Annotated in this window: 27 protein-coding genes and 1 pseudogene; 15 read left to right on the top strand and 13 right to left on the bottom strand. The window is 62.0% G+C overall.

All coding sequences use genetic code 11. The annotated features are described in order from the left end of the window. Positions 1 to 50: 50 nt before the first annotated feature. Together ACVWZP_RS09915 and ACVWZP_RS09910 are read left to right on the top strand one after the other, a co-directional pair. A pseudogene (locus tag ACVWZP_RS09915) lies at positions 51 to 872 on the top strand (cache domain-containing protein); the annotation flags it as partial. Between the two features lie 36 nt (positions 873 to 908). Next, on the top strand, positions 909 to 1,730 hold the full coding sequence (locus ACVWZP_RS09910) for a methyl-accepting chemotaxis protein (RefSeq protein WP_370737509.1): 822 nt from the start codon (positions 909 to 911) through the stop codon (positions 1,728 to 1,730). Positions 1,731 to 1,736: 6 nt separating this feature from the next. Here the strand turns inward: ACVWZP_RS09910 and trhP are convergent, their stop codons facing one another. Further along, a complete protein-coding gene (gene trhP / locus ACVWZP_RS09905; RefSeq protein WP_079443293.1) occupies positions 1,737 to 3,059 on the bottom strand; it encodes a prephenate-dependent tRNA uridine(34) hydroxylase TrhP in 1,323 nt (440 codons plus the stop codon). 160 nt (positions 3,060 to 3,219) lie between these two features. Here trhP and ACVWZP_RS09900 point away from each other — a divergent pair, with 160 nt between their 5' ends. Further along, positions 3,220 to 4,287 (top strand): AI-2E family transporter, encoded by a 1,068-nt coding sequence (locus tag ACVWZP_RS09900; protein WP_017847019.1) that lies wholly within the window; start codon positions 3,220 to 3,222, stop codon positions 4,285 to 4,287. Between the two features lie 3 nt (positions 4,288 to 4,290). On the opposite strand, the gene ACVWZP_RS09895 is transcribed toward ACVWZP_RS09900, so the two are convergent. From ACVWZP_RS09895 to ACVWZP_RS09885, 3 genes are all read right to left on the bottom strand, one after another. Beyond that, entirely contained in the window at positions 4,291 to 4,464 is a 174-nt protein-coding gene (locus tag ACVWZP_RS09895; RefSeq protein ID WP_017847020.1) for a hypothetical protein, read from the bottom strand. Between the two features lie 91 nt (positions 4,465 to 4,555). After that, positions 4,556 to 4,750, bottom strand: a complete 195-nt coding sequence (locus ACVWZP_RS09890; RefSeq protein ID WP_017847021.1) for a hypothetical protein — start codon at positions 4,748 to 4,750, stop codon at positions 4,556 to 4,558. Positions 4,751 to 4,995: 245 nt separating this feature from the next. Further along, positions 4,996 to 5,349 carry a hypothetical protein gene (locus ACVWZP_RS09885; protein ID WP_046384035.1) on the bottom strand — a complete coding sequence of 118 codons (354 nt, stop codon included), beginning with the start codon at positions 5,347 to 5,349 and terminating at the stop codon, positions 4,996 to 4,998. A gap of 156 nt (positions 5,350 to 5,505) precedes the next feature. On the opposite strand from ACVWZP_RS09885, the gene ACVWZP_RS09880 reads away from it, so the two are divergent. Continuing rightward, on the top strand, positions 5,506 to 6,324 hold the full coding sequence (locus ACVWZP_RS09880) for a shikimate 5-dehydrogenase (RefSeq protein ID WP_301555999.1): 819 nt from the start codon (positions 5,506 to 5,508) through the stop codon (positions 6,322 to 6,324). A gap of 60 nt (positions 6,325 to 6,384) precedes the next feature. Here ACVWZP_RS09880 and ACVWZP_RS09875 read toward each other — a convergent pair whose 3' ends face one another. Continuing rightward, positions 6,385 to 7,035, bottom strand: a complete 651-nt coding sequence (locus ACVWZP_RS09875) for a YceH family protein (protein WP_301556000.1) — start codon at positions 7,033 to 7,035, stop codon at positions 6,385 to 6,387. 116 nt (positions 7,036 to 7,151) lie between these two features. On the opposite strand from ACVWZP_RS09875, the gene ACVWZP_RS09870 reads away from it, so the two are divergent. Beyond that, complete coding sequence (locus ACVWZP_RS09870; protein WP_017847025.1) at positions 7,152 to 7,661, top strand: DUF1993 domain-containing protein; 510 nt, start codon at positions 7,152 to 7,154, stop codon at positions 7,659 to 7,661. Positions 7,662 to 7,744: 83 nt separating this feature from the next. On the opposite strand, the gene sstT is transcribed toward ACVWZP_RS09870, so the two are convergent. Beyond that, positions 7,745 to 8,965, bottom strand: coding sequence for a serine/threonine transporter SstT (sstT, locus tag ACVWZP_RS09865; RefSeq protein WP_108525655.1), 1,221 nt, complete (start codon positions 8,963 to 8,965; stop codon positions 7,745 to 7,747). A 230-nt stretch (positions 8,966 to 9,195) separates the two neighbouring features. Between sstT and ACVWZP_RS09860 the strand changes: the two genes are divergently transcribed. Further along, positions 9,196 to 10,350, top strand: a complete 1,155-nt coding sequence (locus ACVWZP_RS09860) for an MFS transporter (RefSeq protein ID WP_046483161.1) — start codon at positions 9,196 to 9,198, stop codon at positions 10,348 to 10,350. 4 nt (positions 10,351 to 10,354) lie between these two features. Here the strand turns inward: ACVWZP_RS09860 and nhaR are convergent, their stop codons facing one another. Continuing rightward, on the bottom strand, positions 10,355 to 11,257 hold the full coding sequence (nhaR, locus tag ACVWZP_RS09855; RefSeq protein ID WP_017847030.1) for a transcriptional activator NhaR: 903 nt from the start codon (positions 11,255 to 11,257) through the stop codon (positions 10,355 to 10,357). A 134-nt stretch (positions 11,258 to 11,391) separates the two neighbouring features. Here nhaR and ACVWZP_RS09850 point away from each other — a divergent pair, with 134 nt between their 5' ends. From ACVWZP_RS09850 to mnmH, 4 genes are all read left to right on the top strand, one after another. Then, complete coding sequence (locus tag ACVWZP_RS09850; RefSeq protein ID WP_017847031.1) at positions 11,392 to 11,643, top strand: hypothetical protein; 252 nt, start codon at positions 11,392 to 11,394, stop codon at positions 11,641 to 11,643. A 28-nt stretch (positions 11,644 to 11,671) separates the two neighbouring features. After that, the gene (locus ACVWZP_RS09845; protein WP_017847032.1) at positions 11,672 to 12,421 is read left to right on the top strand and encodes a TerC family protein; all 750 of its coding nucleotides are present in this window, start codon (positions 11,672 to 11,674) and stop codon (positions 12,419 to 12,421) included. A 96-nt stretch (positions 12,422 to 12,517) separates the two neighbouring features. After that, a complete protein-coding gene (gene selD / locus ACVWZP_RS09840; RefSeq protein ID WP_108525653.1) occupies positions 12,518 to 13,552 on the top strand; it encodes a selenide, water dikinase SelD in 1,035 nt (344 codons plus the stop codon). Then, positions 13,552 to 14,655: a tRNA 2-selenouridine(34) synthase MnmH gene (gene mnmH / locus ACVWZP_RS09835; RefSeq protein ID WP_017847034.1), complete on the top strand. Its 1,104-nt coding sequence runs from the start codon at positions 13,552 to 13,554 to the stop codon at positions 14,653 to 14,655. The genes selD and mnmH overlap by 1 nt, the downstream gene beginning before the upstream one ends. Before the next feature lie 38 nt (positions 14,656 to 14,693). Here the strand turns inward: mnmH and ACVWZP_RS09830 are convergent, their stop codons facing one another. Continuing rightward, positions 14,694 to 15,749 (bottom strand): permease, encoded by a 1,056-nt coding sequence (locus ACVWZP_RS09830; RefSeq protein ID WP_026140034.1) that lies wholly within the window; start codon positions 15,747 to 15,749, stop codon positions 14,694 to 14,696. Between the two features lie 58 nt (positions 15,750 to 15,807). Next, a complete protein-coding gene (locus ACVWZP_RS09825) occupies positions 15,808 to 16,509 on the bottom strand; it encodes a hypothetical protein (protein ID WP_026140035.1) in 702 nt (233 codons plus the stop codon). Positions 16,510 to 16,758: 249 nt separating this feature from the next. On the opposite strand from ACVWZP_RS09825, the gene ACVWZP_RS09820 reads away from it, so the two are divergent. From ACVWZP_RS09820 to hemB, 3 genes are all read left to right on the top strand, one after another. Then, a complete protein-coding gene (locus ACVWZP_RS09820; protein ID WP_276197385.1) occupies positions 16,759 to 17,457 on the top strand; it encodes a glutathione S-transferase N-terminal domain-containing protein in 699 nt (232 codons plus the stop codon). A gap of 4 nt (positions 17,458 to 17,461) precedes the next feature. Continuing rightward, positions 17,462 to 18,304: a PhzF family phenazine biosynthesis protein gene (locus ACVWZP_RS09815; RefSeq protein ID WP_046384026.1), complete on the top strand. Its 843-nt coding sequence runs from the start codon at positions 17,462 to 17,464 to the stop codon at positions 18,302 to 18,304. A 116-nt stretch (positions 18,305 to 18,420) separates the two neighbouring features. Continuing rightward, positions 18,421 to 19,395, top strand: a complete 975-nt coding sequence (gene hemB / locus ACVWZP_RS09810; protein ID WP_017847039.1) for a porphobilinogen synthase — start codon at positions 18,421 to 18,423, stop codon at positions 19,393 to 19,395. A 55-nt stretch (positions 19,396 to 19,450) separates the two neighbouring features. On the opposite strand, the gene ACVWZP_RS09805 is transcribed toward hemB, so the two are convergent. Continuing rightward, on the bottom strand, positions 19,451 to 20,065 hold the full coding sequence (locus ACVWZP_RS09805) for a LysE family translocator (protein ID WP_457369711.1): 615 nt from the start codon (positions 20,063 to 20,065) through the stop codon (positions 19,451 to 19,453). A 145-nt stretch (positions 20,066 to 20,210) separates the two neighbouring features. Between ACVWZP_RS09805 and ACVWZP_RS09800 the strand changes: the two genes are divergently transcribed. Together ACVWZP_RS09800 and ACVWZP_RS09795 are read left to right on the top strand one after the other, a co-directional pair. After that, positions 20,211 to 21,296 (top strand): DUF1615 domain-containing protein, encoded by a 1,086-nt coding sequence (locus tag ACVWZP_RS09800; protein ID WP_057004905.1) that lies wholly within the window; start codon positions 20,211 to 20,213, stop codon positions 21,294 to 21,296. Between the two features lie 126 nt (positions 21,297 to 21,422). Next, positions 21,423 to 21,839, top strand: coding sequence for a PaaI family thioesterase (locus ACVWZP_RS09795; protein WP_457370391.1), 417 nt, complete (start codon positions 21,423 to 21,425; stop codon positions 21,837 to 21,839). 59 nt (positions 21,840 to 21,898) lie between these two features. On the opposite strand, the gene ACVWZP_RS09790 is transcribed toward ACVWZP_RS09795, so the two are convergent. From ACVWZP_RS09790 to ACVWZP_RS09780, 3 genes are read right to left on the bottom strand one after another with little or no spacing between them, the layout of a single operon-like run. Beyond that, entirely contained in the window at positions 21,899 to 23,080 is a 1,182-nt protein-coding gene (locus ACVWZP_RS09790) for an acetyl-CoA C-acetyltransferase (protein ID WP_457369710.1), read from the bottom strand. Between the two features lie 11 nt (positions 23,081 to 23,091). Beyond that, positions 23,092 to 23,751: a CoA transferase subunit B gene (locus ACVWZP_RS09785; protein WP_010566045.1), complete on the bottom strand. Its 660-nt coding sequence runs from the start codon at positions 23,749 to 23,751 to the stop codon at positions 23,092 to 23,094. A gap of 36 nt (positions 23,752 to 23,787) precedes the next feature. Next, the gene (locus tag ACVWZP_RS09780; RefSeq protein ID WP_017847044.1) at positions 23,788 to 24,486 is read right to left on the bottom strand and encodes a CoA transferase subunit A; all 699 of its coding nucleotides are present in this window, start codon (positions 24,484 to 24,486) and stop codon (positions 23,788 to 23,790) included. Between the last annotated feature and the right edge of the window lie 61 nt (positions 24,487 to 24,547).

The following is a 24,547-nucleotide window of genomic DNA, read 5'->3' as shown; positions in this document are numbered from 1 at the left end:
CGCAACTGGCCGTTAACCTCTCAAGCCGCCACTAATAAGAGAGAAAAGCCATGCGTCTGAGCCTGAAGGTCAAAGTCCTGTGCCTGGCCATAGTGCCGGTGCTGTTGTTTGCGTTGGTGATCAGCCTGACCACGGTGTGGATCCTCAAGGGGCAAGCGCGCAACGAGGTGGATGAGACCCGCCAGCACTTGCTCGACGCCGCCAAGGCCACTCTGCAGAGCTATGTGGAAGTGGCCATGACCACCATCAAACCGCTCTACGACGCCGCCGCCCCGGGCGATACGGCGGCGCGTGCCGAGGTGGTCAAGCTGCTGTCCAATACCAGCTACGGCAAGGATGGCTACTTCTTCGGCTACGACTCCGAAACCATCCGCCTGTTCAAGGGCAACAGCCCGGACGGCGTGGGCAAGAGCTTCAAGGACAACCGCGACCCGAATGGCGTCTACGTCAACCGCGACCTGGTCAAGGTCGGCAAGGACGGCACCCACTACCTGCAATACAGCTCGACCCAGCCCGGCCAGACCGAACTGGTGCCCAAGCTTGGCTACACCGAATACCTGCCCAAGTGGGACATGGTCATCGGCACCTCGGTCAACCTGGATGGCATCGATGCCCAGGTGGCGGTGGTCGAGGCCAAGGTCAAGAAGCGCATGGAGGGCGTATTGCTGAGTATCTTCGGTGTGGCCGTGCTGGTGCTGCTGGTGATTGCGGCGGCGGGCATGGTCCTGGCCAATACCATCCTGCGTCCGCTGCACCTGATGAAAGCCAACCTCGACGATATCGCTGCCGGTGAGGGCGACCTGACGCGGCGCCTGGCTATCACCAGCCAGGATGAGCTGGGCGATCTGGCTGGGGCCTTCAACCGGTTTGTCGAAAAGATCCACGGTTTGGTGCGCCAGATCACCGAAATGACCGCGCAACTCACCGGGCTGGTGGGCCAGGTGTCCGACCAGGCGCAGCGTTCGGAGCAGGCCATGGAGCGTCAGCGTCACGAGACCGACCAGGTGGCCACCGCGATCAATCAAATGTCTTCCGCCGCCCAGGAAGTGGCGCGCAGTGCCCAAGGCGCTTCCGTGGCTGCGCAACAGACCGACGCCGAGGGCCAGGCTGCCAAGCGCGTGGTGGACGGCAGCATCGCGCAGATCCATGCGTTGGTGAACGATATCCGCAGCAGCGGCGTGTCCCTCGACAGCTTGCAGCAGGATGTGTCGTCGATTGTCAGCGTGCTCGGCGTTATCCGCTCGATTGCCGAGCAGACCAACCTGTTGGCCCTTAACGCCGCGATCGAAGCGGCGCGGGCGGGGGAGGCCGGTCGCGGCTTTGCCGTGGTCGCCGACGAAGTGCGTGCCCTGGCCAGTCGTACCCAGACCAGCACCCAGGAAATCCAGGGCATGATCGACCGCCTGCAAAAAGGCACCGTCGCCGCCGTGGAGGCCATGCGCCGCTCCAGCGATGCCGGGGACGGCACCTCGGCCCAAGCCAACGAAGCCGGGGCGTCGCTGGACACCATGGCGCAGTTGATCGGCACCATCAACTCGATGAACGCGCAAATTGCCAGCGCCGCCGAAGAACAGACCGCCGTGGCCGAAGAGATCAACCGCAGCGTGCATCAGATTGCCGTGGCGGTGGACAGCGTGGCCGATGAAACCCAGTTGGGCGCCCAGACGTCGCGCAGCCTGGCCGACCTCGGCCAGCGCTTGGGCCAACTGGTGGCCCAGTTCAGGATCTGAGGGGGGTTACTCGACGTCGCGCATCAACAGGCCGAAACGCAGATCCATCTGCGCCGGCAAGGGCACATACACCGTGTGCCCATCCCCCGGCGCCACCTCGATGGCTTCGCCCTTGGCGTTGTGCAGGGTGGCCAGGTCGAAGTGAAAGTTGCCGGCGGGGGTCATCAGTTCCAGGTGATTGCCCACCGCAAAGCGGTTCTTCACCTTGACCTCCGCCAGCTCGCCCCGGCGCTCGCCGGTCAATTCGCCGACGAACTGCTGACGTTCCGACACCGAACTGCCGTTCTGGTAGTTCTGGTACTCGTCGTGTACATGGCGGCGCAGGAAACCTTCGGTGTAGCCGCGTTGGGCCAGTGACTCCAGATTGGTCATCAGGTTGCGGTCAAATTCGCGACCGGCCACGGCGTCATCGATGGCCTGGCGATACACCTGGGTGGTGCGCGCGCAGTAGAAGTGGGACTTGGTGCGGCCTTCGATCTTCAACGAATGCACGCCCATGCGGGTCAGGCGCTCCACATGCTGCACCGCGCGCAGGTCCTTGGCGTTCATGATGTAGGTGCCGTGCTCGTCTTCGAAGGCGGGCATCTGTTCATCCGGGCGGTTGGCCTCCTGCAACAGGAACACCTGATCGGTCGGCGCGCCAATGCCCAGTGTGGGTTCCGGCTGATATTCCTGGACGATATCGCCGGTGACGTTTTCCACCGCCGGCGTGGCCTGGTATTTCCAGCGGCAGGCATTGGTGCAGGTGCCTTGGTTGGCGTCGCGCTTGTTCATATAGCCGGAGAGCAGGCAGCGCCCGGAATAGGCCATGCACAACGCGCCGTGGACAAACACTTCCAGCTCCATGGCCGGCACTTGCTCGCGGATTTCGCCGATCTCTTCCAAGGACAATTCCCGCGACAGGATCACCCGGCAGATGCCCTGCTGTTGCCAGAATTCCACACTGGCCCAGTTCACGGTATTGGCCTGCACCGACAAGTGGATGGGCATCATCGGGAAGTGGCGACGCACCAGCATGATCAGCCCGGGGTCGGACATGATCAACGCATCCGGGCCCATGGCGATCACCGGGGCCAGGTCCTTGAGGAAGGTCTTCAGCTTGGCGTTGTGCGGCGCGATGTTGACCACCACGTAGAAACGCTTGCCCAGTGCATGGGCTTCCTCGATGCCCAGGGCCAGGTTGGCGTGGTCGAATTCGTTGTTGCGCACGCGCAGGCTGTAGCGCGGCTGGCCGGCGTATACCGCATCGGCGCCGTAGGCGAAGGCGTAGCGCATGTTTTTCAGGGTGCCGGCGGGGGCGAGCAGTTCGGGTGCAAGGACGAGAGACATGGGGAGTGGGGCCCAAAAGGCCGCGAGCGTAGCCGAACGCGTGCAGGGATTTATTGATCCAGGTCTACGCTTGCTGCAACAAAAAAGGCACTCCCGGGATTTGCGACGGACTAAGCACGTGGACGCAAGCGCGCGCCCGGCTTTTTGACCTGGATCGGACATGAATCAAACCAACCTGCAATTCAAGACTCTGCTGTTACTGCTGGCCCTGGTGACCGTTGCCTTTATCTGGATATTGCTGCCGTTTTACGGCGCGGTGTTCTGGGCGGTCATCCTGGGCATCATCTTTGCCCCGATGCAGCGGCGCCTGCAGGTGAAATCAGGCTGGAACCGCAACCTGACCTCCCTGGCCACCCTGACGGTGTGCCTGGTGATTGCGATTCTGCCGGTGATCATCACCAGCGCGTTGCTGGTGCAGGAGGGGGCCACGCTGTACAAAAATGTCGAAAGCGGCAAGCTGGACGTGGCCGGGTATATCGAACAGTTCAAGAACTTCCTGCCACCTTATTTTCAGCACCTTCTGGACCGCTTCGGCATGGGCAACCTGGAAAGCCTGCGCGAGAAAATCGTCAAAAGTGCGATGCAGGGCAGCCAGTTCTTCGCCAGTCAGGCGTTCAGCTTTGGCCAGGGCACGTTCGATTTCCTGGTGAGTTTTTTCATCATGCTGTATCTGCTGTTTTTCCTGCTGCGTGACGGCCCGGAGCTGGTGCGAAAAGTCCGCACGGCGGTGCCGCTGGCCGAGCCGCAAAAGCGCCGCCTGCAGCTCAAGTTCAACCGCGTGGTGCGCGCCACGGTCAAGGGCAACGTGTTGGTTGCCGTGACCCAAGGCGCGTTGGGCGGTTTGATCTTCTGGTTTCTGGACATTCCCAGCGCGTTGCTCTGGGCGGTGCTGATGGCGTTTTTGTCGCTGCTGCCGGCGGTGGGCGCGGGGATCGTGTGGGGGCCGGTGGCGGCGTACTTCCTGCTGAGCGGGGCGATCTGGCAAGGCGTGGTGCTGAGCCTGTTCGGTGTGTTCGTCATCGGCCTGGTGGATAACGTGCTGCGCCCGATTCTGGTGGGCAAGGACACCAAGATGCCGGACTACCTGATTCTGATCTCGACCCTGGGCGGCTTGTCGGTGTTCGGCCTCAACGGCTTTGTGATCGGGCCGCTGGTGGCGGCGTTGTTCATGTCCAGCTGGGCGTTGTTTGTCGAAAGCAAGCCGCGGCTCAAGTTGCCGTTGCCCTAGGCCTCAGGCGCGCAGCCTGAAGGTTGCCGCTTGTTGCTCGGCAGCCGATAACGAGGTGAGCGGGCCGCTGACGGGTTCGCCATCGTGCATCAGGTACCAGCAGGCGAGTACACCCAGCTTGCGCAGGGGGGCAGGAACGGCGCTGCCGATGACGGACATGATCTGAATAGTGGGCATATGGACCTCCAATCGCTATGAGGGTCACCTTACGGGGTGCCAGCGTCGAGGAAAAATCACCCGGCTTGATAGTCGACATCAACGCCAGGCGTCACTCCACCACTTGATCGAGCATGTGTACCACTTCTTGCTCATTGAGCAGGCCTTTGCGCACCAGGCTTTCGGTCAGCAGTGCGAGGAATTTTGCGCTGCGGTGGCCTTCCAGGTGCTTGAGTTCGGTCAGTGCGCTGTAGACCTTGCTGGACGTACAGAGTCCGGCTACGTGGTGTGGGTTTTGCGTGGGCATGGTCAGCCGTCCTTGTTGTTATCGGGTTCAGAGGTGGGATAGTGAAAGTGAGTCGTGACACAAACATGACAGCGCGAGACCCGGTCGGGCAAGTAGACTTTCGGCTTCGATGATGTGGGATTACGACTCGGCCATTGTCCTTATAACGACCTTGGTACGATCAATCCGCGCGAGGTGCGATAAAACGCCATGCAAAAAAAGGCCCCGCGGGTGGGCGAGGCCGGTTCAGGCAGATCGGTTCAAGCTTACCAACCGCGACCATAGTAGCCGTGGGGGTGGCCGTAATAGCCACGCGGTGGCCCGTAATACACCGGCGCCGGGCGGTAATAGACTTCTTGTTGCACATACACCGGCGGCGGTGGTGCGTAGTACACAGGCGGCGGTGCGGCGTAAACCGGTTGCGGTTGCACATACACCGGCTGCTGCACATAGACTTCACGCGGTTGGCTGGCAACCACGGAGCCTACGACGGCGGCGCCGACTAACGCACCCAAGACGGCCGGACCACCCCATCCACCACCGTGGGCGGAGGCTTGGCCTGCCATAGCGAGTGCACCGATAAGCAAGGCGATCTTGGGGATTTTACGAATCATGGTCATTCCTCGGTTAGCCCCTGCGCTTGTGGCCTGCAATCAATTGGCTCAAGTAATGTCGCGGGGATACTTTTAAGACAACGTATTTCTGAAAAACAGCACGGCCGATTGGTAAAGATTGTGTAAGGTCTGTACCGATTTGCTTACTTCAAGGAGTTACCCATGCAGATGCACCCCAACAAGGATACCCAACTGTGCATGTCACTGTCGGCGCGTCCCGGGAATTTCGGCCTGCGATTTCATAACCATTTGTATGAACAACTGGGTCTGAATTTCTACTATAAAGCCTTCAGCAGCCAGGATTTAGCCGGCGCGATCGGCGGTATCCGGGCGTTGGGGATTCGCGGTTGCGGGGTGTCGATGCCGTTCAAGGAGGCCAGTATTGCCCTGGTGGACGAACTGGACAGTTCGGTCAAAGCCATCGCGTCCCTGAACACCATCGTCAACACGGCCGGCCATCTCAAGGCCTACAACACCGACTACATCGCCATCGCGCAACTGTTGAAAAAGCATGCAGTGCCGACAGATTCGACCTTTGCCCTGCGCGGCAGCGGCGGCATGGCCAAAGCCGTGGCCAGCGCCCTGCGCGACGGCGGGTATGCCAATGGCGTGATCGTGGCGCGTAACGAAGCGGCGGGCAGGGCGCTGGCGCAGAGCCTGGGTTATCAATGGCAGGCGCAACTGGGCGATCTGCGCCCGCAGATGTTGATCAACGTCACGCCGATCGGCATGAGCGGCGGGGCCGAGGCCGATCAGTTGGCTTTCGAGGCTGACGCGGTGGACCAGGCGCAGACTGTGTTCGATGTGGTGGCGATCCCGGCGGAAACACCGTTGATCGTGCGCGCACGTGCCCAAGGCAAGCGCGTGATCACCGGGCTGGAAGTGATCGCGATCCAGGCGCTGGAGCAGTTTGTGTTGTACACCGGGGTGCGGCCGACCCAGGAACAGTTCGAAAGCGCCGTCGCGTTTGCGCGAGGCTGAACAGCGCGGCCAATCACCTGTAGGAGCAGGCAAGCCGGCTCCTACAGGGGGTTGAGCGTGTCAGGCCTGTTCCAGCTGTGCCAGCCGTTCTTCGAGCGCGGCAATCCGCGCTTCCAGCTCTTCGACGCGCTCGACTGAGACCCCGCCGGCCCCGCGTTCCACCGGGTTGCCGCGCGCCGCGATAATCGCCTCGATATCCGCCGGGTCGCCCAGCGCGTGGGTATAGCGATCCTCGCGTTGCCCCGCCTGGCGCGGCACCAGCACGGCCAGCCCCCGCGCAATCAGGCGTTCCAACTGGTGTACGACCTGGTCGGCGTCTTCGAAGTCATGCATGCGCCCGCTGCGGGTCAGCAGTTCGTTGACCGTCTGCGGCCCACGCAGAAACAGCAGCCCGGTCAGGATCACCTGGGCCGGCACCAATTCCAGCGCCTTGTCGACCCGGTGTTCCCAGCGGTCGGCGCGGCTGCCCATGACCAGGCGGGTGAAACCCTGGCCTTCCAGCACGCGCAGGCTTTGGCCGACCTGGCCTTGACTGAGGTTCATCACCGGCTCGCGGCTGGTCTTCTGGTTGCACGCCAGCACCAGCGCGTTGAGGGTCAGGGGGTAGGTTTCCGGGTTGGTCGCCTGTTTTTCGATCAGGCAGCCCAGGATGCGGATTTCCGTGCTGTTCAGGCGCGGCTCAGGGGTGTCGGTATCGTGCTCAGCGGTCATCGCGCTTTCCCTATGCAGTGAACGCACTAGCCTAATCCTGAAAAAATAAAAGACAAGCTGCCGGCATGGCTATAATCGCTGCTGGTTCCAACCCAGCCCTTACCGATGAGACTGTCATGACTATTTCCCTGTACGCCGCTTCCGTCCCAGTCTTCAAGCAAATGCTCACCGCCCTGAGCGGTGTGCTGGACAAAGCCGAAGCCCACGCCACCGCGAAGAACATCGAACCCAACGCCTTGCTGCAAGCGCGCCTGTTCCCGGACATGTTCCAACTGGTGCGCCAGGTGCAGATCGCCGTCGACTTCGCCAAGGGCGTTTCCGCGCGCCTGGCCGAGATCGAAGTGCCGAAATACGAAGACAACGAAGTGACCTTCGCCGACCTGCAAGCGCTGATCGCCAAGGTCCTGGCGTTTATGGACAGCATCAAGCCCGAGCAAATCGACGGCAAAGAAGGCATCGAGATCATCACTCGCCCAGGCACGCCGAAAGAGAAGCGCTTCAGCGGCCAGTCCTACCTGCTGACCTACGGCCTGCCGCAGTTCTTCTTCCACGTCACCACCGCCTACGCGCTGTTGCGTCACAACGGTGTGGAAGTGGGCAAGCGTGATTACATGGGCGCTTTCTGAATAACCGTGTACTGAGCGCATAAAATAAAAAAGCCCGGGGTCGTTCCGCTGTGAACGGCCCCGGGCTTTTTTGCGAGCACTGTTTAAACCGGCTGCTCTTCCTTGCCCAGGCACGCCGCCGCAGTAAACAGCACATCGGTGGACGAGTTGAGCGCGGTTTCCGCCGAGTCCTGCAACACACCGATGATGAAACCTACGGCCACCACCTGCATGGCGATATCGCTGGAGATGCCGAACAGGCTGCACGCCAGCGGGATCAGCAGCAGCGAACCGCCGGCCACGCCCGACGCACCGCACGCGCAAATGGCGGCGACCACGCTGAGCAGCACGGCGGTGGGCAGGTCTACGACGATGCCCAGGGTGTGTACGGCGGCCAGGGTCAACACGGTGATGGTGATCGCCGCACCCGCCATGTTGATGGTGGCACCCAGCGGGATCGACACCGAGTAGGTGTCTTCATGCAGGCCCAGGCGTTTGCTCAACGCCAGGTTCACCGGAATGTTCGCCGCCGAACTGCGGGTGAAGAATGCCGTGATGCCGCTTTCGCGCAGGCACATCAATACCAGTGGGTAGGGGTTGCGGCGCAGTTTCCAGAACACGATGGCCGGGTTGATCACCAGCGCCACGAACAGCATGCAGCCGATCAGCACCACCAACAGGTGGGCGTAACCGAGCAGGGCGCCGAAGCCGGAGGTGGCCAGGGTCGAGGCCACCAGGCCGAAAATCCCCAGGGGCGCGAAGCGGATCACCACGCGCACGATCAAGGTCACGCCGTTGGACAGGTCATCGAGCACCGTGCGGGTGGTTTCGCCGGCATGGCGAATCGCGATGCCCATGCCGATGGCCCAGGCCAGAATGCCGATAAAGTTGGCGTTCATCAGCGCGCTCACCGGGTTGTCCACCACGCTCAGCAACAGGCTCTGCAACACCTCGCCGATGCCGCCGGGGGCGCTCACGGTGGCGTCGTGGGTGGCGAGCACCAGCGGCGAGGGAAACAGCGTGCTGGCGATCACTGCAACCACGGCGGCCGCGAAGGTGCCTAGCAGGTAGAGGAACAGGATCGGCTTGATGTGGGTTTCCTGGCCGTGTTTGTGGTTGGCGATCGACGCCATCACCAGCACGAACACCAGGATCGGCGCCACGGCCTTCAGCGCGGTGACAAACACTTTGCCAATGAAACCGGTGGCCCTGGCGGCGTCGGGCGACACGAAGGCGAGCAGAATGCCGGCGATCAGGCCGATGACGATTTGCGTGACCAGGCTGACGCGCGTGAGTCGTTGGAAAAGGGAAGGGGCAGCAGTCATAAACGGTTGTCTCTGGTTTTTTTAGTAGGACGCAGCATTGCAGGTGGAGCGCGCTGTAGGAAGCGGGCGCGGAGTCTATCATGCTGTAGGAAATGTCCCTGTTGATGCGACATTCCGTCACCCATTTGCGGCCAATTCGCACAGATCCTGTTAATATCGCCGTCTCTCATCTTTCTTCTTCGTCAGCGGGCCTCCGGGCTTTCGTTGATGTCGTCGTTTCTGGAGTTTTCATGCTGTTTCCCATCCTGCTGCTGTCGGCCGCCGGTTTTACCGTGCTGACCACAGAATTCATTATCGTCGGCCTGTTGCCGTCGATTGCCCGGGACCTGAATGTCAGCGTGTCCCAGGCCGGCCTGCTGGTGACGCTGTTTGCGTTCACCGTGGCGGCGTTCGGCCCGTTTCTCACGGCCTACTGCGCGCGGTTCCAGCGCAAGCGCCTGTTCATCACGATTTTGATCATGTTCGCCGTGGCCAATGGTGTGGCGGCGCTGGCGCCGAATATCTGGGTGATGTCCCTGGCGCGCTTGATTCCGGCGTTGGGTTTGCCGGTGTTCTGGGCGCTGGCCAGTGAAACGGCGGTGGACATCGTCGGCCCGGCATACGCCGGTCGCGCCATCGAGAAGATCGGCTTCGGGATCGTCTGCGCCACCGTCTTCGGCATTCCGGTGGGCACGTTGATTTCCGATATGTTCGGCTGGCGCAGCGCGTTTGCGGTCCTCGCGGTGATTGCCTTGGCCAAGGCGCTGCTGCTGTTTGTCTACCTGCCGGTGACACAGGCGAAGAACGCGCAGGTGACGTTGCGCTCGCAATTCAAGCTGTTGCGCAGCCCGTTGATGCAGGGGCATATCCTGCTGTCGATCCTGGTCTTCAGCGGCATGTTCACCGCCTACACCTACCTGGCCGACATCCTTGAACGCCTGGCCGGCTTCGACGGCACGCTGGTCGGCTGGTGCCTGATGGGCTTTGGCGCAGTCGGGTTGATCGGCAACTCCCTGGGCGGCCGCGCGGTGGATCGCCACCCCTTGATTGCGTCGATGGTGTTCTGCGGGTTCATGATCGGCGGCATGGTCGCGTTGGTGCCGGCGATTCACTCCACCATCGGCCTGGCGGCGGCGATGGCCGTGTGGGGCGTGACCCAGGCGGCGATGTTCCTGGTCAGCCATGTGCGGCTGATGAAGGCTGCGCCGCATGCGCCGGCGTTTGCCGCGTCGCTGAATATTGCCGGTGGAAACCTCGGTATCGGTCTCGGCGCCTTGGTCGGTGGGCATGTGATCGACACCCTCGGCCTGGCCAGCCTGGGCCTGGCTGCGTCCGGGTTCATCCTGGTGTCGATGCTGCTGGCGCTGTGGCTGATGAGCGCCAAACCGCTGCCGACTGGCGCTTGAACCCTCAGGGCAGGGCGGTGAACAGTTCTCGCCTGGCGCCTTCGGTAATCGCCACGATGCCGGGGTGCTTGACCTTGCGTTCCACCGAAATCGCATAGAACGATTCGGTCACTGCCTCGGTCTGGCCAATCAGCGCGACGCCGTACTGGCGCACCACCTCATCGGCGATCACGCTGGGGGCGATAAAGATCCCGCTGCCGGATTGGCCGAATGCCTGCATCAAGGCACTGTCGTCGAACTCGCCGATGATCTTCGGTTGGATCTGTTGCTCGGCAAACCAGCGCAGCAAGCGGCTGCGCACCACGGTCTCCGCCCCCGGAATCAATAGCGGCGCGCCCTGTAAACACTGTGGGAAAACGCCGCGGTGTCGGTCAGCCAATGCTTGGGTAGCGAAAAAACTGATGCCGCATTCACCCAACTTCTGGCTGTAGCCTTTGATGTCCAGATGCGTGGGCATGGGGCTGTCGGAAATCACCAGGTCGAGGCGCTGGATCGCCAGGTCGGCGAGCAGGCGTTCGAGTTTGTCTTCGCGGCAGGTGATGCGGATCGGCTCGCTGAGCTCCATGGTCGGCGCGATCAGCCGGTAGACGATGGATTTGGGCACCACATCCGCCACCCCGACGCGAAACAGAATCTGCTGCTCATTCGGCTGGGCGCGCAACATCGCCTCCAACTCGTTGCCGGTCTGGAACATCTGCTCGGCATAGGGCAACGCCTGGCGCCCGGCTTCGGTCAGCTCGAGCTGACGGCCGACCCGCTGAAACAGGGCGATACCGAAGGTTTGCTCGAGCAGACTGATCTGCCCGCTGATGGTCTGGGGTGTGAGGTTCAGTTGCTCACAGGCGCGCACGATGCTGCCGGTCTTGGCCACCACCCAGAAGTAATGCAATTGTCGGTAATTGAGCATGCCGGCCTACACTTCGTTAAAACCGAAGTATACGCGAGAAAAATACGAATTTTCCTGAAGTGTTCCCCTGCATAGAATGCATCGCTATCGAGGGGCCACTATTTGGACCCAATGGTTCTAATGAGGAAAACATCATGAAACTCAATTCTCTGGGCGCGGCATCGTTGCTTGCGCTTTCATTAGTAGTGGTCAGCGGTTGTGATCAGGTCGAAAAAAGCGCACAGCAGGTGATGGGCAAGGCCAGCGAATCGGCCAAGCAAGTGATCGATGACACCCACAAGGCCGCCGAGCAGGCGTTGAGTGAAGCGACCCAAGGCCTGATCAGTCCGCAGAAAAAAGACGATCAGCCGCAAAACGAGTCTGAATCGACGCGTAAAGAAGCCTAATTTCCCAGCACAACGTCAGGATTGATCTATGGACTACCTTGTACAACTGGCCGCCAGCCCCACCGCCTGGGTCGCACTGGCGACCTTGATCGTGATGGAAATCGTGCTGGGCATCGATAACCTGATCTTTATCTCGATCCTCACCAACAAATTGCCCGAGCAGCACCGGGCCAAGGCGCGGCGCATCGGCATCAGCATGGCGTTGGTGTTGCGCCTGGGCCTGTTGAGCACCATTGCGTTCATCGTGCAGTTGACCACGCCAGTGTTTGAGATCCTCGGCCAGGCGTTTTCGTGGAAGGACATGATCCTCATCGCCGGCGGCCTGTTCCTGGTCTGGAAGGCAACCACCGAGATCCATCAAAGCATGGACCCGGAGCCTGAAGAGAAGGCCAGCAGCGGCAATGCCGTGTCCATAGGCTTTGCTGCGGCCATCGGCCAGATCCTGATGCTCGACCTGGTGTTCTCCATCGACAGCATCATCACCGCCGTGGGCATGACCGAGCATTTGCCGATCATGATCGTTGCCGTGGTGACCTCGGTCATCGTGATGCTGGTGGCGGCTGAACCGCTGGCCAAGTTCATCCACGACAACCCGACCGTGGTGATGCTGGCCCTGGGCTTCCTGATCATGATCGGCATGACCCTGATCGCCGAAGGCTTCGGCGCCCATGTGCCAAAAGGCTACGTGTATGCGGCCATGGCGTTCTCGGCGGCGATCGAGTGCTTGAACATCGCCCGGCGCAACCGCCACAAGCGGTTGCTGGCCGCCCGCCAGTAATCGCAGCACCCCAAAAAGGCCGGCTGTGCTCGTAAGAGCCCCGCCGGCTTTTTGCCGTCTGTTAGAATCCGCGCACTTGATAGCTTGAGGTCCACCATGAACGAGCCGATTCGCCTTACCCAGTACAGCCATGGCGCGGGGTGTGGCTGCAAGATTTCGCCCCAGGTATTGGAAGTGATCCTCGCCGGCAGCGGCGCACAGAACCTTGACCCCAACCTGTGGGTGGGCAACGCCTCGCGGGATGATGCGGCGGTGTACGCCATCGACGACGAGCGCGGCGTGGTCTCCACCACTGATTTTTTCATGCCGATTGTCGATGACCCGTTCGACTTCGGCCGGATCGCCGCCACCAACGCGATCAGCGACATCTACGCCATGGGCGGCGACCCGTTGATGGCCATCGCCATTCTGGGCTGGCCGGTGAATGTCCTGGCGCCTGAGGTTGCCCGCGAAGTGATCCGTGGCGGCCGCTCCGTGTGCGACGAGGCCGGCATTCCCCTGGCCGGTGGCCACTCCATCGATGCGCCGGAGCCCATCTTCGGCCTGGCCGTGACTGGCATCGTGCAAAAGCGCCATATGAAGCGCAACGACACCGCCACCGTCGGCTGCCGTTTGTACCTGACCAAGCCCCTGGGCATCGGCATCCTGACCACTGCCGAAAAGAAGGGCAAATTGCGCGAGGCGGATATCGGCCTGGCTCGTGACTGGATGTGTACCCTCAACAAGCCTGGCAGCCGCTTCGGCAAACTGGCCGGCGTCACGGCAATGACCGACGTCACCGGCTTCGGGCTTTTGGGCCACTTGGTGGAAATGGCTGACGGCAGCGGCGTGACGGCACGCATCGAATACGACAAAGTCCCACGCCTGCCCGGGATCGAGGACTACCTGGACCAGGGCTGCATGCCGGGCGGCACCTTGCGCAACTTCGACAGCTACGCGAGCAAGCTCGGGCGCCTGCAGGAGCTGCACAAGCGCGTGCTGTGTGACCCGCAGACCAGCGGCGGCCTGCTGATCGCCGTTACGCCCGCGGGCGACGCCGAGTTTCATGCGGTCGCCAGCGAACTGGGCCTGACCCTTGAGGCCATCGGTGAATTGGTTGAGCGACAGACCCACGCGGTAGAGGTGTTTTGATGGCGACTGACATCACCGACTACCGCGACATCTTCCTCAACGACCGGCCGATGATGGATACCCGCGCGCCGGTCGAGTTCGCCAAGGGCGCGTTCCCGGGCGTGGTCAACCTGCCACTGATGACCGATGACGAGCGTCAGCGGGTCGGCACTTGCTACAAACAGCAGGGCCAGCAAGCGGCTATCGTGCTCGGACACGAACTGGTGTCCGGGGCGATCAAGGCCGGGCGTATCGAGCAATGGGCGCGGTTCGCCCAGGCCAATCCCGATGGCTACCTGTACTGCTTTCGTGGCGGGCTGCGCTCGCAGATCGTGCAGCAATGGCTGAAAACCGAAGCCGGTATCGAGTACCCCCGCGTCGGCGGCGGCTACAAAGCCATGCGTGGTTTTTTGCTGGAGACCGTCGAACAGGCGGTCGCCGAGTGTGATTTCGTGTTGCTGGGCGGCATGACCGGCACTGGCAAGACCGAAGTGCTCGGCCAACTGCGCAACGCCCTGGACCTGGAGGGCCACGCCAACCATCGCGGTTCCAGCTTCGGCAAGCGGGCCACGGTGCAACCGTCCAACATCGACTTCGAGAACCGCCTGGCGGTGGACCTGCTGAAAAAACGCGCGGGCGGCGTCGAGCAGTTTGTGGTCGAGGATGAGAGCCGCATGATCGGCAGTTGTGCGCTGCCGTTGCCGTTGCACAAGGGCATGCAGACCTTTGCGATGGTGTGGCTGGAAGACACTGTCGAAGGCCGGGTCGAACGTATCCTGCGCGATTACGTGGTCGACCTTTGCGCTGAATTCATCGCGGTATTTGGCGAAACCGGCTACGTCCTGTTTGGCGAGCGCCTGACCCAGAGCCTGGCCAATATCCACAAGCGCCTGGGCGGCGAGCGTTTCCAGCGGTTGCAGGCGATTCTGCAGGACGCCCTGGCGGAACAGACCCGCAGCGGCGCTGTGGACCTGCACCGGGTGTGGATCGAAGGGTTGCTGCGTGAGTACTACGACCCGATGTACGCCTTCCAGCGTGAAAGCAAAGGCGCGCGCATCGAGTTTGTCGGGGAGCAGGCAGCGGTGGTGGAGTATTTGCGCGAGCGTGGTGCGTTGCGAGGTTGATGCTTGCCTGCAATAAGGCCCTCAACCCCGCCTGCCACTTATAGAATCGCCGCTCCAATCAAGCCGCAGACCACGCCTACCAGCATGGTCAAACCGGCCACGGTGACCAGCACCCGCGCGTCGAAATCCTTGCGCAACATCAACAGCGACGGCAGGCTCACGCTCGGCAGGGTCATCAACAGGGCCACGGCCGGGCCGCTGCCCATGCCCAGCGTCATCATGGTTTGTACGATAGGAATCTCCGCGGCGGTCGGAATCACGAACAGCGTGCCGACAATCGCCAGCGGCACCAGCCACAGCAGGCTGTCGGCCATCGCCCCATCCACATGAGGAAACAGCCAGACCCGCGCCGCGCCCAACACCAGCACTGCCAGGATATACACCGGGATCGTGCTCCAGAACAGTTGCCACAGGGTGCGCAACCAGCGGCTGAAAAACGGTTGCGACTCGATCACGCTGGCCTCGGCCACCGCGCCCAGCGCCGCTTCCGGCACTTGTTCCGGGCGCGCGATGCGCTGGGCCACCAGGGACACGCCCACCACCAGCACAATCCCCGCCACCAGCCTTAACGCCGTGAAGCCCCAGCCCAGCACAAACCCCATGAATACCAGGGTGGCCGGGTTCAGCACCGGGTTGGCGATCCAGAACGCCAGCGCCGCGCCCACCGACACTTGCTGCCGGCGCATGCCTGCCGCCACCGGTGCCGCGCAGCAACTGCACATCATTCCGGGCAGCGCGAACAGCCCGCCGCGCAGGGTCGAACCCAGCCCGGCACGCCCGAACAGGCGCAGCAACCAGTCGCGGGGGATCAACACTTGCAGCAACGAGCCCAAGATCACCGCCAAAACGGCGGCTTTCCAGATCGCCAGGAAATACACCTGGGCGTAGGCCAGCGCCGCGGCCAGTGGAGAGGTTTGCTGGTCATTGAGAATCGACGCGCCGATGCTGTGGTTGTCGGCGGCGACAAATGCCTTGAAGTAGTAGGGCGACCACTTCACGTAGTAGAGGCCGATGCAGGCGACCAGCAGGAACAGCGCTGGTTTCCACCAGAACGACCAGCCCCGGTTGGGTTGGGTGGAGACGAGGTTGGACATGGTGTTGATCCGCAGATGAGTCAATAGCCGCGCATCATACGCCGCTATCGCCCATCCTTCAGATATCTGCGCTGATCTGCGTCGCCGGTGGGCAGGTTTGTTCGCCGTTGTTCAGGCCCTGCTTGTAGTTGCGGCTCAGCAGCGAGGCCTTGCCGTTATGCCAGGTGAGCGTCAACACATACAACGTGTCGTAGTCATTGCCGGACCAGTCTTGGGTGATGGTGTGCTTTTCGCCCACCGCTTCGCTGGCCACCTTGTTGATCAATTCCGGCAGATAGCCGTGGGACCAGGCGGTGTAGATGATGGCGTTGTGGTACTTGTTTTCCACCAGTTCGTCGGCGAGGGCGCTGGTGTCATTCGCCGAAAACGTGATGTTCACCGGCAAGCCGAGCTTGATCGCGCTGGGGCTGATGGTCATCAGTGGGCGAATGTAGCTGTAGGAATTATCTTTTTCGCCTTCCTCGACATTGCGCGTCGGGTTGGCGGCGAAGACGAAGTTGGCCTTGCCGAACTTTTCCGGCAGTACGGTAGCCAGGTTCATCGCACGGTTCAGGCCCTGGCAATTGAGTTGGCCCAGGCCGCCGACGGGTTTTTCGCCGTGGCGCAGGAACACCAGGGTTTGCACGCCGTCCACCGATTCGGCGCGGCTGATGCGCGATTGCAGGGTCAGGTCGAGGGCGCCGCCGACCAGCAACAGCGGTAATATGATGTATGAATATCGTTTGAGGCGTTGCGCAAGGCACAGAGGCTTTATTGTCATTGGGTTCGAGTCTTCAGTGCATCGGATTAAGGCGGACAAGCCCGGCCCCAGTGACACACGCGGCGTCCTGCGGGTTCCGTGTCTTATTAGCAGGCGTGCCTCCATTCACCGTTCAGCGCACTTAAGAGTCCACTCGGCCACTTTGGTTCGCTCGTGGGGGAGAGTAGCGAGGGCATGTTGCGCAATGATGACCCATGCAGGATGCCGGGCAGATGATTATCATGGGGGTTTCCGCCGAGGGATATCCCGATGAATTCACTCGCCGCTTTCCCGATCAACCGCAAATGGCCCGCCCAGCATCCGGAACGCCTGCAACTGTATTCGCTGCCCACGCCCAACGGGGTAAAAGTCTCGATCATGCTCGAAGAGCTGGGCCTGCCCTACGAGGCGCACAAAGTCAGCTTCGAGACCCAGGACCAGCTGTCGCCCGAGTTCCTGTCGCTGAACCCCAACAACAAGATTCCCGCGATCATCGACCCCAACGGCCCCGGCGGTCAGCCGTTGGCGCTGTTCGAGTCCGGTGCGATCCTGCTGTACCTGGCGGAAAAAACCAGCCAGTTGCTTTCCGAAGACCCGGCGACACGTTATGAAACCATTCAGTGGCTGATGTTCCAGATGTCCGGCATCGGCCCGATGTTTGGCCAGGTGGGGTTCTTCAACAAGTTCGCCGGCAAGGCCTACGAAGACAAGCGCCCGCGTGACCGCTACGTCGCCGAGTCGCGGCGCTTGCTGGACGTCTTGGAAAAACGCCTGCTGGGCCGCACCTGGATCATGGGCGACGACTACAGCATCGCGGACATCGCGACGTTTCCGTGGATCCGTAACCTGATCGGTTTCTACGAATCCGGTGACCTGGTCGGCATCGCCGATTTCCCCAATGTGCTGCGCGCGCTGGACGGCTTTGTCGCACGTCCGGCAGTGATCCGTGGCCTGAACATTCCGAGCTGAGCCCATGCCGACTTTCGATTTCAAACAACTGGATGTCTTCAGCAGTGTGTCGCTCAAAGGCAACCCGCTGGCGGTAGTGCTGGGGGCCGACAGCCTCAGCGAGCAACAGATGGCCGACTTCGCCAAGTGGACCAACCTCAGCGAAACCACGTTTTTACTCACGCCCCGCGATCCACGGGCTGACTACCGGGTAAGAATCTTCACCACCTTGCAGGAGCTACCGTTCGCCGGGCACCCGACGCTGGGCAGTTGCCATGCATGGTTGCAGGCGGGGGGCATTGCGCGAGGGGAGGAAATTATCCAGGAGTGCGAAATCGGCCTGGTGCGTATCCGTCGCCAAGGCGATGAGCTGGCGTTCATCGCGCCGCCGTTGTTGCGCTCGGGCCCGCTGGAGGCAGCGTTGCTGGAGCGCGTGCGGCTGGGGTTGGGCCTGGCGCCGGAGGCTATTGTGCGCAGTCAGTGGGTGGACAACGGCGCAGGTTGGCTGGCGGTGATGCTGGCCGACCGCCAGGCGGTGCTCGATCTGCAGCCCGATTACTCGCAGTTGCTCGGTCTGGCGGTGGGCGTGATTGCCCCCTGCGATCCCGAACGCGACGCTGTAGACACGCACTTTGAAGTGCGCGCGTTCATCGCCGGCGACGGGTCCCCGGAAGACCCGGCCACCGGCAGCTTGAATGCCGGGGTGGCCCAATGGTTGTTGGACGAAGGCCTGGCACCGAACTGTTACGTGGTCAGCCAGGGCACGGCCATGGGGCGCGCGGGGCGTATCCGCATCGAGCGCCAGGGCGATGAGATCTGGGTCGGCGGTGCTGTGGCGGTGTGCATCGAAGGGCGTCTACAGCTCTAGATCAATGCAATTGTTGTGGGCCTTGCCATAAACTATTGCCTGCCTGGCATTTGCGCTGCCGGGGTCGGGGGGCATACGCTTTCGCCCCAACGTTTTTAGCCTTATTCAGGACAGCCATGACCAGCCAGTTCCCTCAAGCCCGCCCACGCCGTCTGCGCCGCTCCCCGGAGTTGCGTAGCTTGTTCCAGGAAACCGAGTTCACCCTCAACGATCTGGTGCTGCCGATTTTCGTCGAAGAAGAAATCGACGACTTCGTACCGATCACCAGCATGCCGGGTGTGTTGCGCATCCCTGAGAAAAAGCTGGCCGGGGAAATCGAGCGCTATGCCCGCGCCGGGATCAAATCGGTGATGACCTTTGGCGTGTCCCACCACCTGGACGCCAGTGGCAGCGACACCTGGAAGGAGCGCGGCCTGGTCTCGCGCATGTCTTCGATCATCAAGGACGCCGTGCCGGAAATGATCGTGATGTCCGACACCTGTTTCTGCGAATACACCGATCATGGCCATTGCGGTGTGATGCATGGCGCCCATGTCGACAACGACGCGACCTTGGTCAACCTCGGCAAGCAAGCCGTGGCGGCGGCTCGTGCCGGTGCCGATGTGATCGCGCCGTCGGCGGCGATGGACGGCCAGGTTCAGGCGATTCGCCGGGCGTTGGATGACGCCGGTTTTACCCATATTCCGATCATGGCCTACTCCACCAAATTCGCTTCGGCCCTCTACGGCCCGTTCCGTGAAGCGGGTGGCAGCGCGCTCAAGGGAGACCGCAAAAGCTATCAGATGAACCCGATGAACCGCCGCGAAGCCGTGCGTGAATCGCTGCTGGACGAGCAGGAAGGCGCGGATGCGCTGATGGTCAAACCGGCCGGTGCCTACCTCGACATCATCCGTGACATCCGCGAAGCCTCGCGCCTGCCGGTGGCGGCGTATCAGGTCAGCGGCGAGTACGCGATGATCAAATTCGGTGCTCAGGCAGGCGCGATCGATGAGGACCGCGTGGTGCGGGAAACCCTGGGTTCGATCAAGCGCGCCGGCGCGGACCTGATCTTCACTTACTTCGCCATGGACCTGGCGCTGGCAGGGATCTAAAGCGCCCAACCTGTGGGGCGGGTAAGCCCGTCCCCACAGTGGGTTGCAGCGTTTTTCAGCGCTGTGCGAGCGCCAGGTTCAAGCCCAACCCCGCAAAGGCCGCCGCAAAACTGCGCCGCAGCCAGTTCTGTACCCGTGGTGACTCGATCACTGCGCGGCGAAACACATTGGCCAGCAGGCCATACACCACAAACACCGCAAACGTCATGGCCATGAACACGCCGCTCAGCACCAGCATTTGCAAGGCCGGCGCCGTGCTGGCCGGTGTGACGAACTGAGGCAGGAAGGCCAGGAAGAAAATCGTCAGCTTGGGGTTGAGAATATTCAGCAAAAAACCGCGCAGCATCAGGCCACGGGCCGTGGTTGCCGTTGGTGTGTCATTCACCGCGAAGGCCGAACGATCGCGCCAAGTGGCGTAGGCCAGGTACAGCAAGTAGGCGGCTCCGGCGAATTTCAGCGCTTCGAATGCCAATGCGCTGGTGTGCAGCAGGGTGGAAAGGCCGAGTATGGATGCCAATAAGTGCGGGATGATCCCAGCGGTACAGCCCAGCGCGGCGAACACGCTGGCGCGCTTGCCGGCCATGAGCCCCGTGGACACGGTAAAGATCACGCCGGTGCCGGGAATCAGCACAACGATCAGGCAGGTGATGAGAAAGTTCATGCTGAGCATGGCATTCAAACTCCTTGTACGAATGGTCGGTGAAAGATCCTGTCATATTCGCATTGTGTTGGCGAGGGGGCCACAGGGCGAACCCGCGTTAGACTTATCGGTCGATATCTGCATCGCCCGGCCCATCGCCCCTCAAGGAAGCCCCATGCACCTACGCCGCCTGATCCTGTGTCTCACGCCCTTGCTGGTGCTGGCCGGTTGCTCGACCGCACGCGGCCCGCAACAGCCGGAGCGCAGTGAAGCTGAGGTCAAGGCGCAGATCGTGCGTTTGCTGCCCGCCAAGGTCGCCGATCGCAACGGTTGGGCCCAGGATATCTACACCGCTTTCGACACCCAGCACATCTACCCGAGTACCGAAAACATCTGCGCCGTGCTGGCGGTGACTGAGCAAGAGTCCACTTACCAGGTCGACCCACCTGTGCCGAACATGGGCAAGATCGCCCAGGATGAAATCCTGCGCCGTGCCGGTAAGGTGCATGTGCCGGCGGTGTTGGTCCGCACGGCACTGCAACTGCGTTCGCCCACTGGTAAGTCCTACGCCGATCGCTTGAATGCCGCCCGCACGGAGAAAGACTTGAGCGGGATCTTCGATGACTTCATCAGCATGGTGCCCTTGGGCAATACGCTGTTTGGCGGCTTCAACCCGGTACACACCGCCGGCCCGATGCAAGTCAGCATCGACTTTGCGCAGAAGCAGGCGCGGGGTTATCCCTACACGGTAGACGGCACGATCCGTCGGGAAGTGTTCACGCGACGTGGCGGCATGTACTTTGGCATCGCCCATTTGCTTGGTTACCCAGTGAGTTATGACCGGCCGCTGTACCGGTTTGCCGACTTCAACGCCGGTTGGTACGCCAGCCGCAACGCCGCGTTCCAGGCCGCCGTCAGCCGCGTCTCAGGCACCGAGTTGGCGCTGGACGGGGATTTGATCCGCTACGGCTCGCTGCTGCCCGGCAGCACCGAATTGGCAGTGCGTTCCCTCGGCGCCCGGCTGGACATGCGCAACCCCAGCATCCGCAGTCAGCTGGAGCAGGGCGAACAGTTGGATTTTGAGCAGACCACGCTCTACACACGCGTGTTTGCCCTGGCCGACACGGCGGCCGGCAAACCGCTGCCGCGCGCGATCCTGCCGGGCATCGTGCTCAAGAGTCCGAAGATCACCCGCAACCTGACCACTGCCTGGTTCGCCCAGCGGGTGGATGAGCGTTATCAGCGCTGTATGAAGCGCTGAGGCCGGTCCTGAGCGGGGTTGGTGAATCAGCCCCAGGCATTGCAGAGGATATGTGCGGCTGATGGTAATAGTCGCCGTGTGGGGCCTGGGGTACACCTCATGCCTGACTCCAAGGAAGACTCCGCGATGATCGCTCACGCCGTGCCCGAAGGTTTTGTCTCACTGCCGCGCAGCAGCCCGCTGCTCGACTTGTTGGGCCCGGCGTATTGCCGGGGTGAAGGTCTGCTACTGGAAATCGGCCTGCGCGCCGACAACCGTCATGCCAATGGCCGCGGCACGGTGCATGGCGGGGTGTTGGCGACCCTGGCGGATATCGGCATGGGCTACGCGATGGCGTTTTCCAGTGAGCCGCCATTGCCGTTGATTACCGCGAGCATGACTGTCGATTACCTGGGCGCGGTGCAAGTGGGGGAGTGGATCGTGGTACGACTGGAGCATCACAAGCGTGGCCGGCAAATGGCATTTGCCACGGTGAGTCTGCAGGTGGGGGAGAAAGTCGTGGCGCGGGCGAACGCGGTGTTTGCGGTGCCGCGTGCGGACTGACAGGCGAAAAAAAGCCCGGTTTTTCGTGGAACCGGGCCTTTTCGTGTGTTGCTCTTGAATCAGCTGCGCTCAAGGGCCAGGGCTACGCCTTGGCCGCCACCGATGCACAGTGTCGCCAGGCCTTTTTTGGCGTCGCGCTTGATCATTTCGTGCAGCAGGGTCACCAGTATGCGGCAGCCTGATGCGCCGATCGGGTGGCCAATGGCAATCGCGCCGCCGTTGACGTTGACTTTGTCGGCGTCCCATTCCAGCTCTTTGGCCACCGCCAGGGATTGCGCGGCAAAGGCTTCGTTGGCTTCGACCAGGTCCAGGTCGCCGACGCTCCAGCCGGCTTTGTCCAGGCAGCGGCGGGTGGCCGCGACCGGGCCGATGCCCATGATGGCCGGGTCGACGCCGGCATTGGCGTAGCTGGCGATACGCGCCAGAACGGGCAGGCCAAGGGCCTTGGCCTTGTCGGCGCTCATCAGCAGCACCGCGGCGGCGCCGTCGTTGAGGCTGGATGCGTTGCCCGCGGTGACGCTGCCGTCTTTCTTGAACGCGGGTTTGAGTTTGGCCAACGACTCGGCGGTGGTGCCGGCGCGCGGTTGTTCATCCACGGCGAAGGCCACCGGGTCGCCCTTGCGCTGCGGGATCAGAATCGGCGTGATCTCATCGGCAAAGCGGCCGGTTTCGATGGCGGCGGCGGCTTTTTGCTGGGACGCGGCGGCGAAGGCGTCCTGGGCTTCACGGCTGATGCCGTACTTGTCCACCAGGTTCTCGGCGGTGATGCCCATGTGGTAGTCGTTGAATGCATCCCACAGGCCGTCGGTGATCATGCTGTCGATCATCTTGGCGTGGCCCATGCGCAAACCGGTGCGCGCACCAGGTAATACGTAGGGGGCCAGGCTCATGTTCTCCATGCCGCCGGCGATGATCACGTCGGCATCGCCACAACGGATGGCCTGGGCGCCCAGGTGCAGGGCCTTGAGGCCCGAACCGCAGACCTTGTTCAAGGTCATCGCGGGTACGGCATGGGGCAAGCCGGCGAGGATCGACGCCTGGCGCGCCGGGTTCTGGCCTGAGCCTGCGGTGAGTACGTGGCCGAGGATCACTTCATCCACCTGGGCCGGGTCGAGGCCGGTCTGCTCCAGCAGGCGACGGATTACGGCAGCGCCCAACTCCGGTGCCGGGATGCTCGCGAGCGATCCTTGAAAACTGCCTACGGCGGTACGTGTGGCAGCAACAATCACAACGTCTTGCATGGAATGTGTCCTCACTGGAATTGCATTTCTGGAACGTGGTCGGGGACGATTAGTTTACCGGCTGTCTTGCTGACAATCTCTTCAATACTGACCCCTGGGGCACGCTCCTTTAGGATAAAGGCGCCGTTGTCGATTTCCAGGTATGCAAGGTCCGTCAGCACACGCTTGATGCAGTGGGCACCGGTCAGCGGCAGGGTGCATTGGCTGAGCAATTTGGACTCACCGTCCTTGGAGGCGTGGGTCATGATCACGATGATGTTTTCCGCGCCGGCCACCAGGTCCATGGCGCCGCCCATGCCCTTGACCAGCTTGCCCGGGATCATCCACGAGGCGATGTTGCCCTGTACGTCCACTTCAAACGCGCCGAGCACGGTGAGGTCGACATGGCCGCCGCGAATCATTGCGAAGGACTCGGCGGAGGAGAAGATCGAGGCGCCGATGCGCGCGGTCACGGTTTGTTTGCCGGCGTTGATCATGTCGGCATCGATGGTGTCTTCGGTGGGAAACGGGCCCATGCCGAGCAGGCCGTTTTCCGATTGCAGCATCACTTCCATGCCTTCCGGGATGTAGTTGGCCACCAGGGTCGGAATGCCGATGCCCAGGTTGACGTAGAAACCGTCCTGCATTTCGCGGGCGACGCGTTGAGCCATTTGTTCGCGGGTGAGAGCCATTGTGCTGTTCCTCTTGTTCTCTTCGGGCTGGAGGGATTATTTGCGGACGGTGCGCTGTTCGATGCGCTTCTCGAAGGTGCCGCAGATGATCCGGTCGACGTAGATGCCAGGGGTGTGGATCTGCGACGGTTCCAGCTCGCCCGGTTCGACGATTTCCTCGACTTCGACCACGGTGATCTTGCCGGCGGTGGCGGCCAGCGGGTTGAAGTTCTGGGCGGTGTGGCGGTAGATGACGTTGCCGAAGTGGTCGGCTTTCCAGCCTTTGACGATGGCGAAGTCGCCGGTGATGGATTCTTCCATCAGGTACGGGCGACCGTTGAATTCGCGGGTTTCCTTGCCTTCGGCCACCGGGGTGCCGACGCCGGTGGCGGTGAAGAAGGCCGGAATGCCAGCACCGCCGGCGCGCATTTTTTCCGCCAGGGTGCCTTGGGGGGTGAGCACCACTTCGATTTCGCCGCTGAGCAGTTGCTTCTCGAACAGGGCGTTTTCGCCCACATAAGACGCGATCACTTTGCGGATCTGCTTTTGTTCCAGCAGCACGCCCAGGCCAAAGCCGTCGACGCCGCAGTTATTGGAAACCACGGTCAGGTCGCGGGTGCCTTTGCGCTTGATCTCGGCGATGAGGTTTTCCGGAATGCCGCACAGGCCAAAGCCGCCAGCGAGTACGGTCATGCCATCTTCCAGGCCTGCGAGGGCTTCTTCATAGGACGCCACGCGTTTATCGAAACCTGCCATATGCACCTCTTTTATTGTTAGTGGGCCAGCCAATGCCTCGAGTGTTGCGCCGACGGATTGA

This window comes from Pseudomonas sp. TE36184, assembly GCF_054060055.1.
Note: the sequence above shows the minus strand (reverse complement) of the source record. Positions and strands in the feature narration are given on the sequence as shown.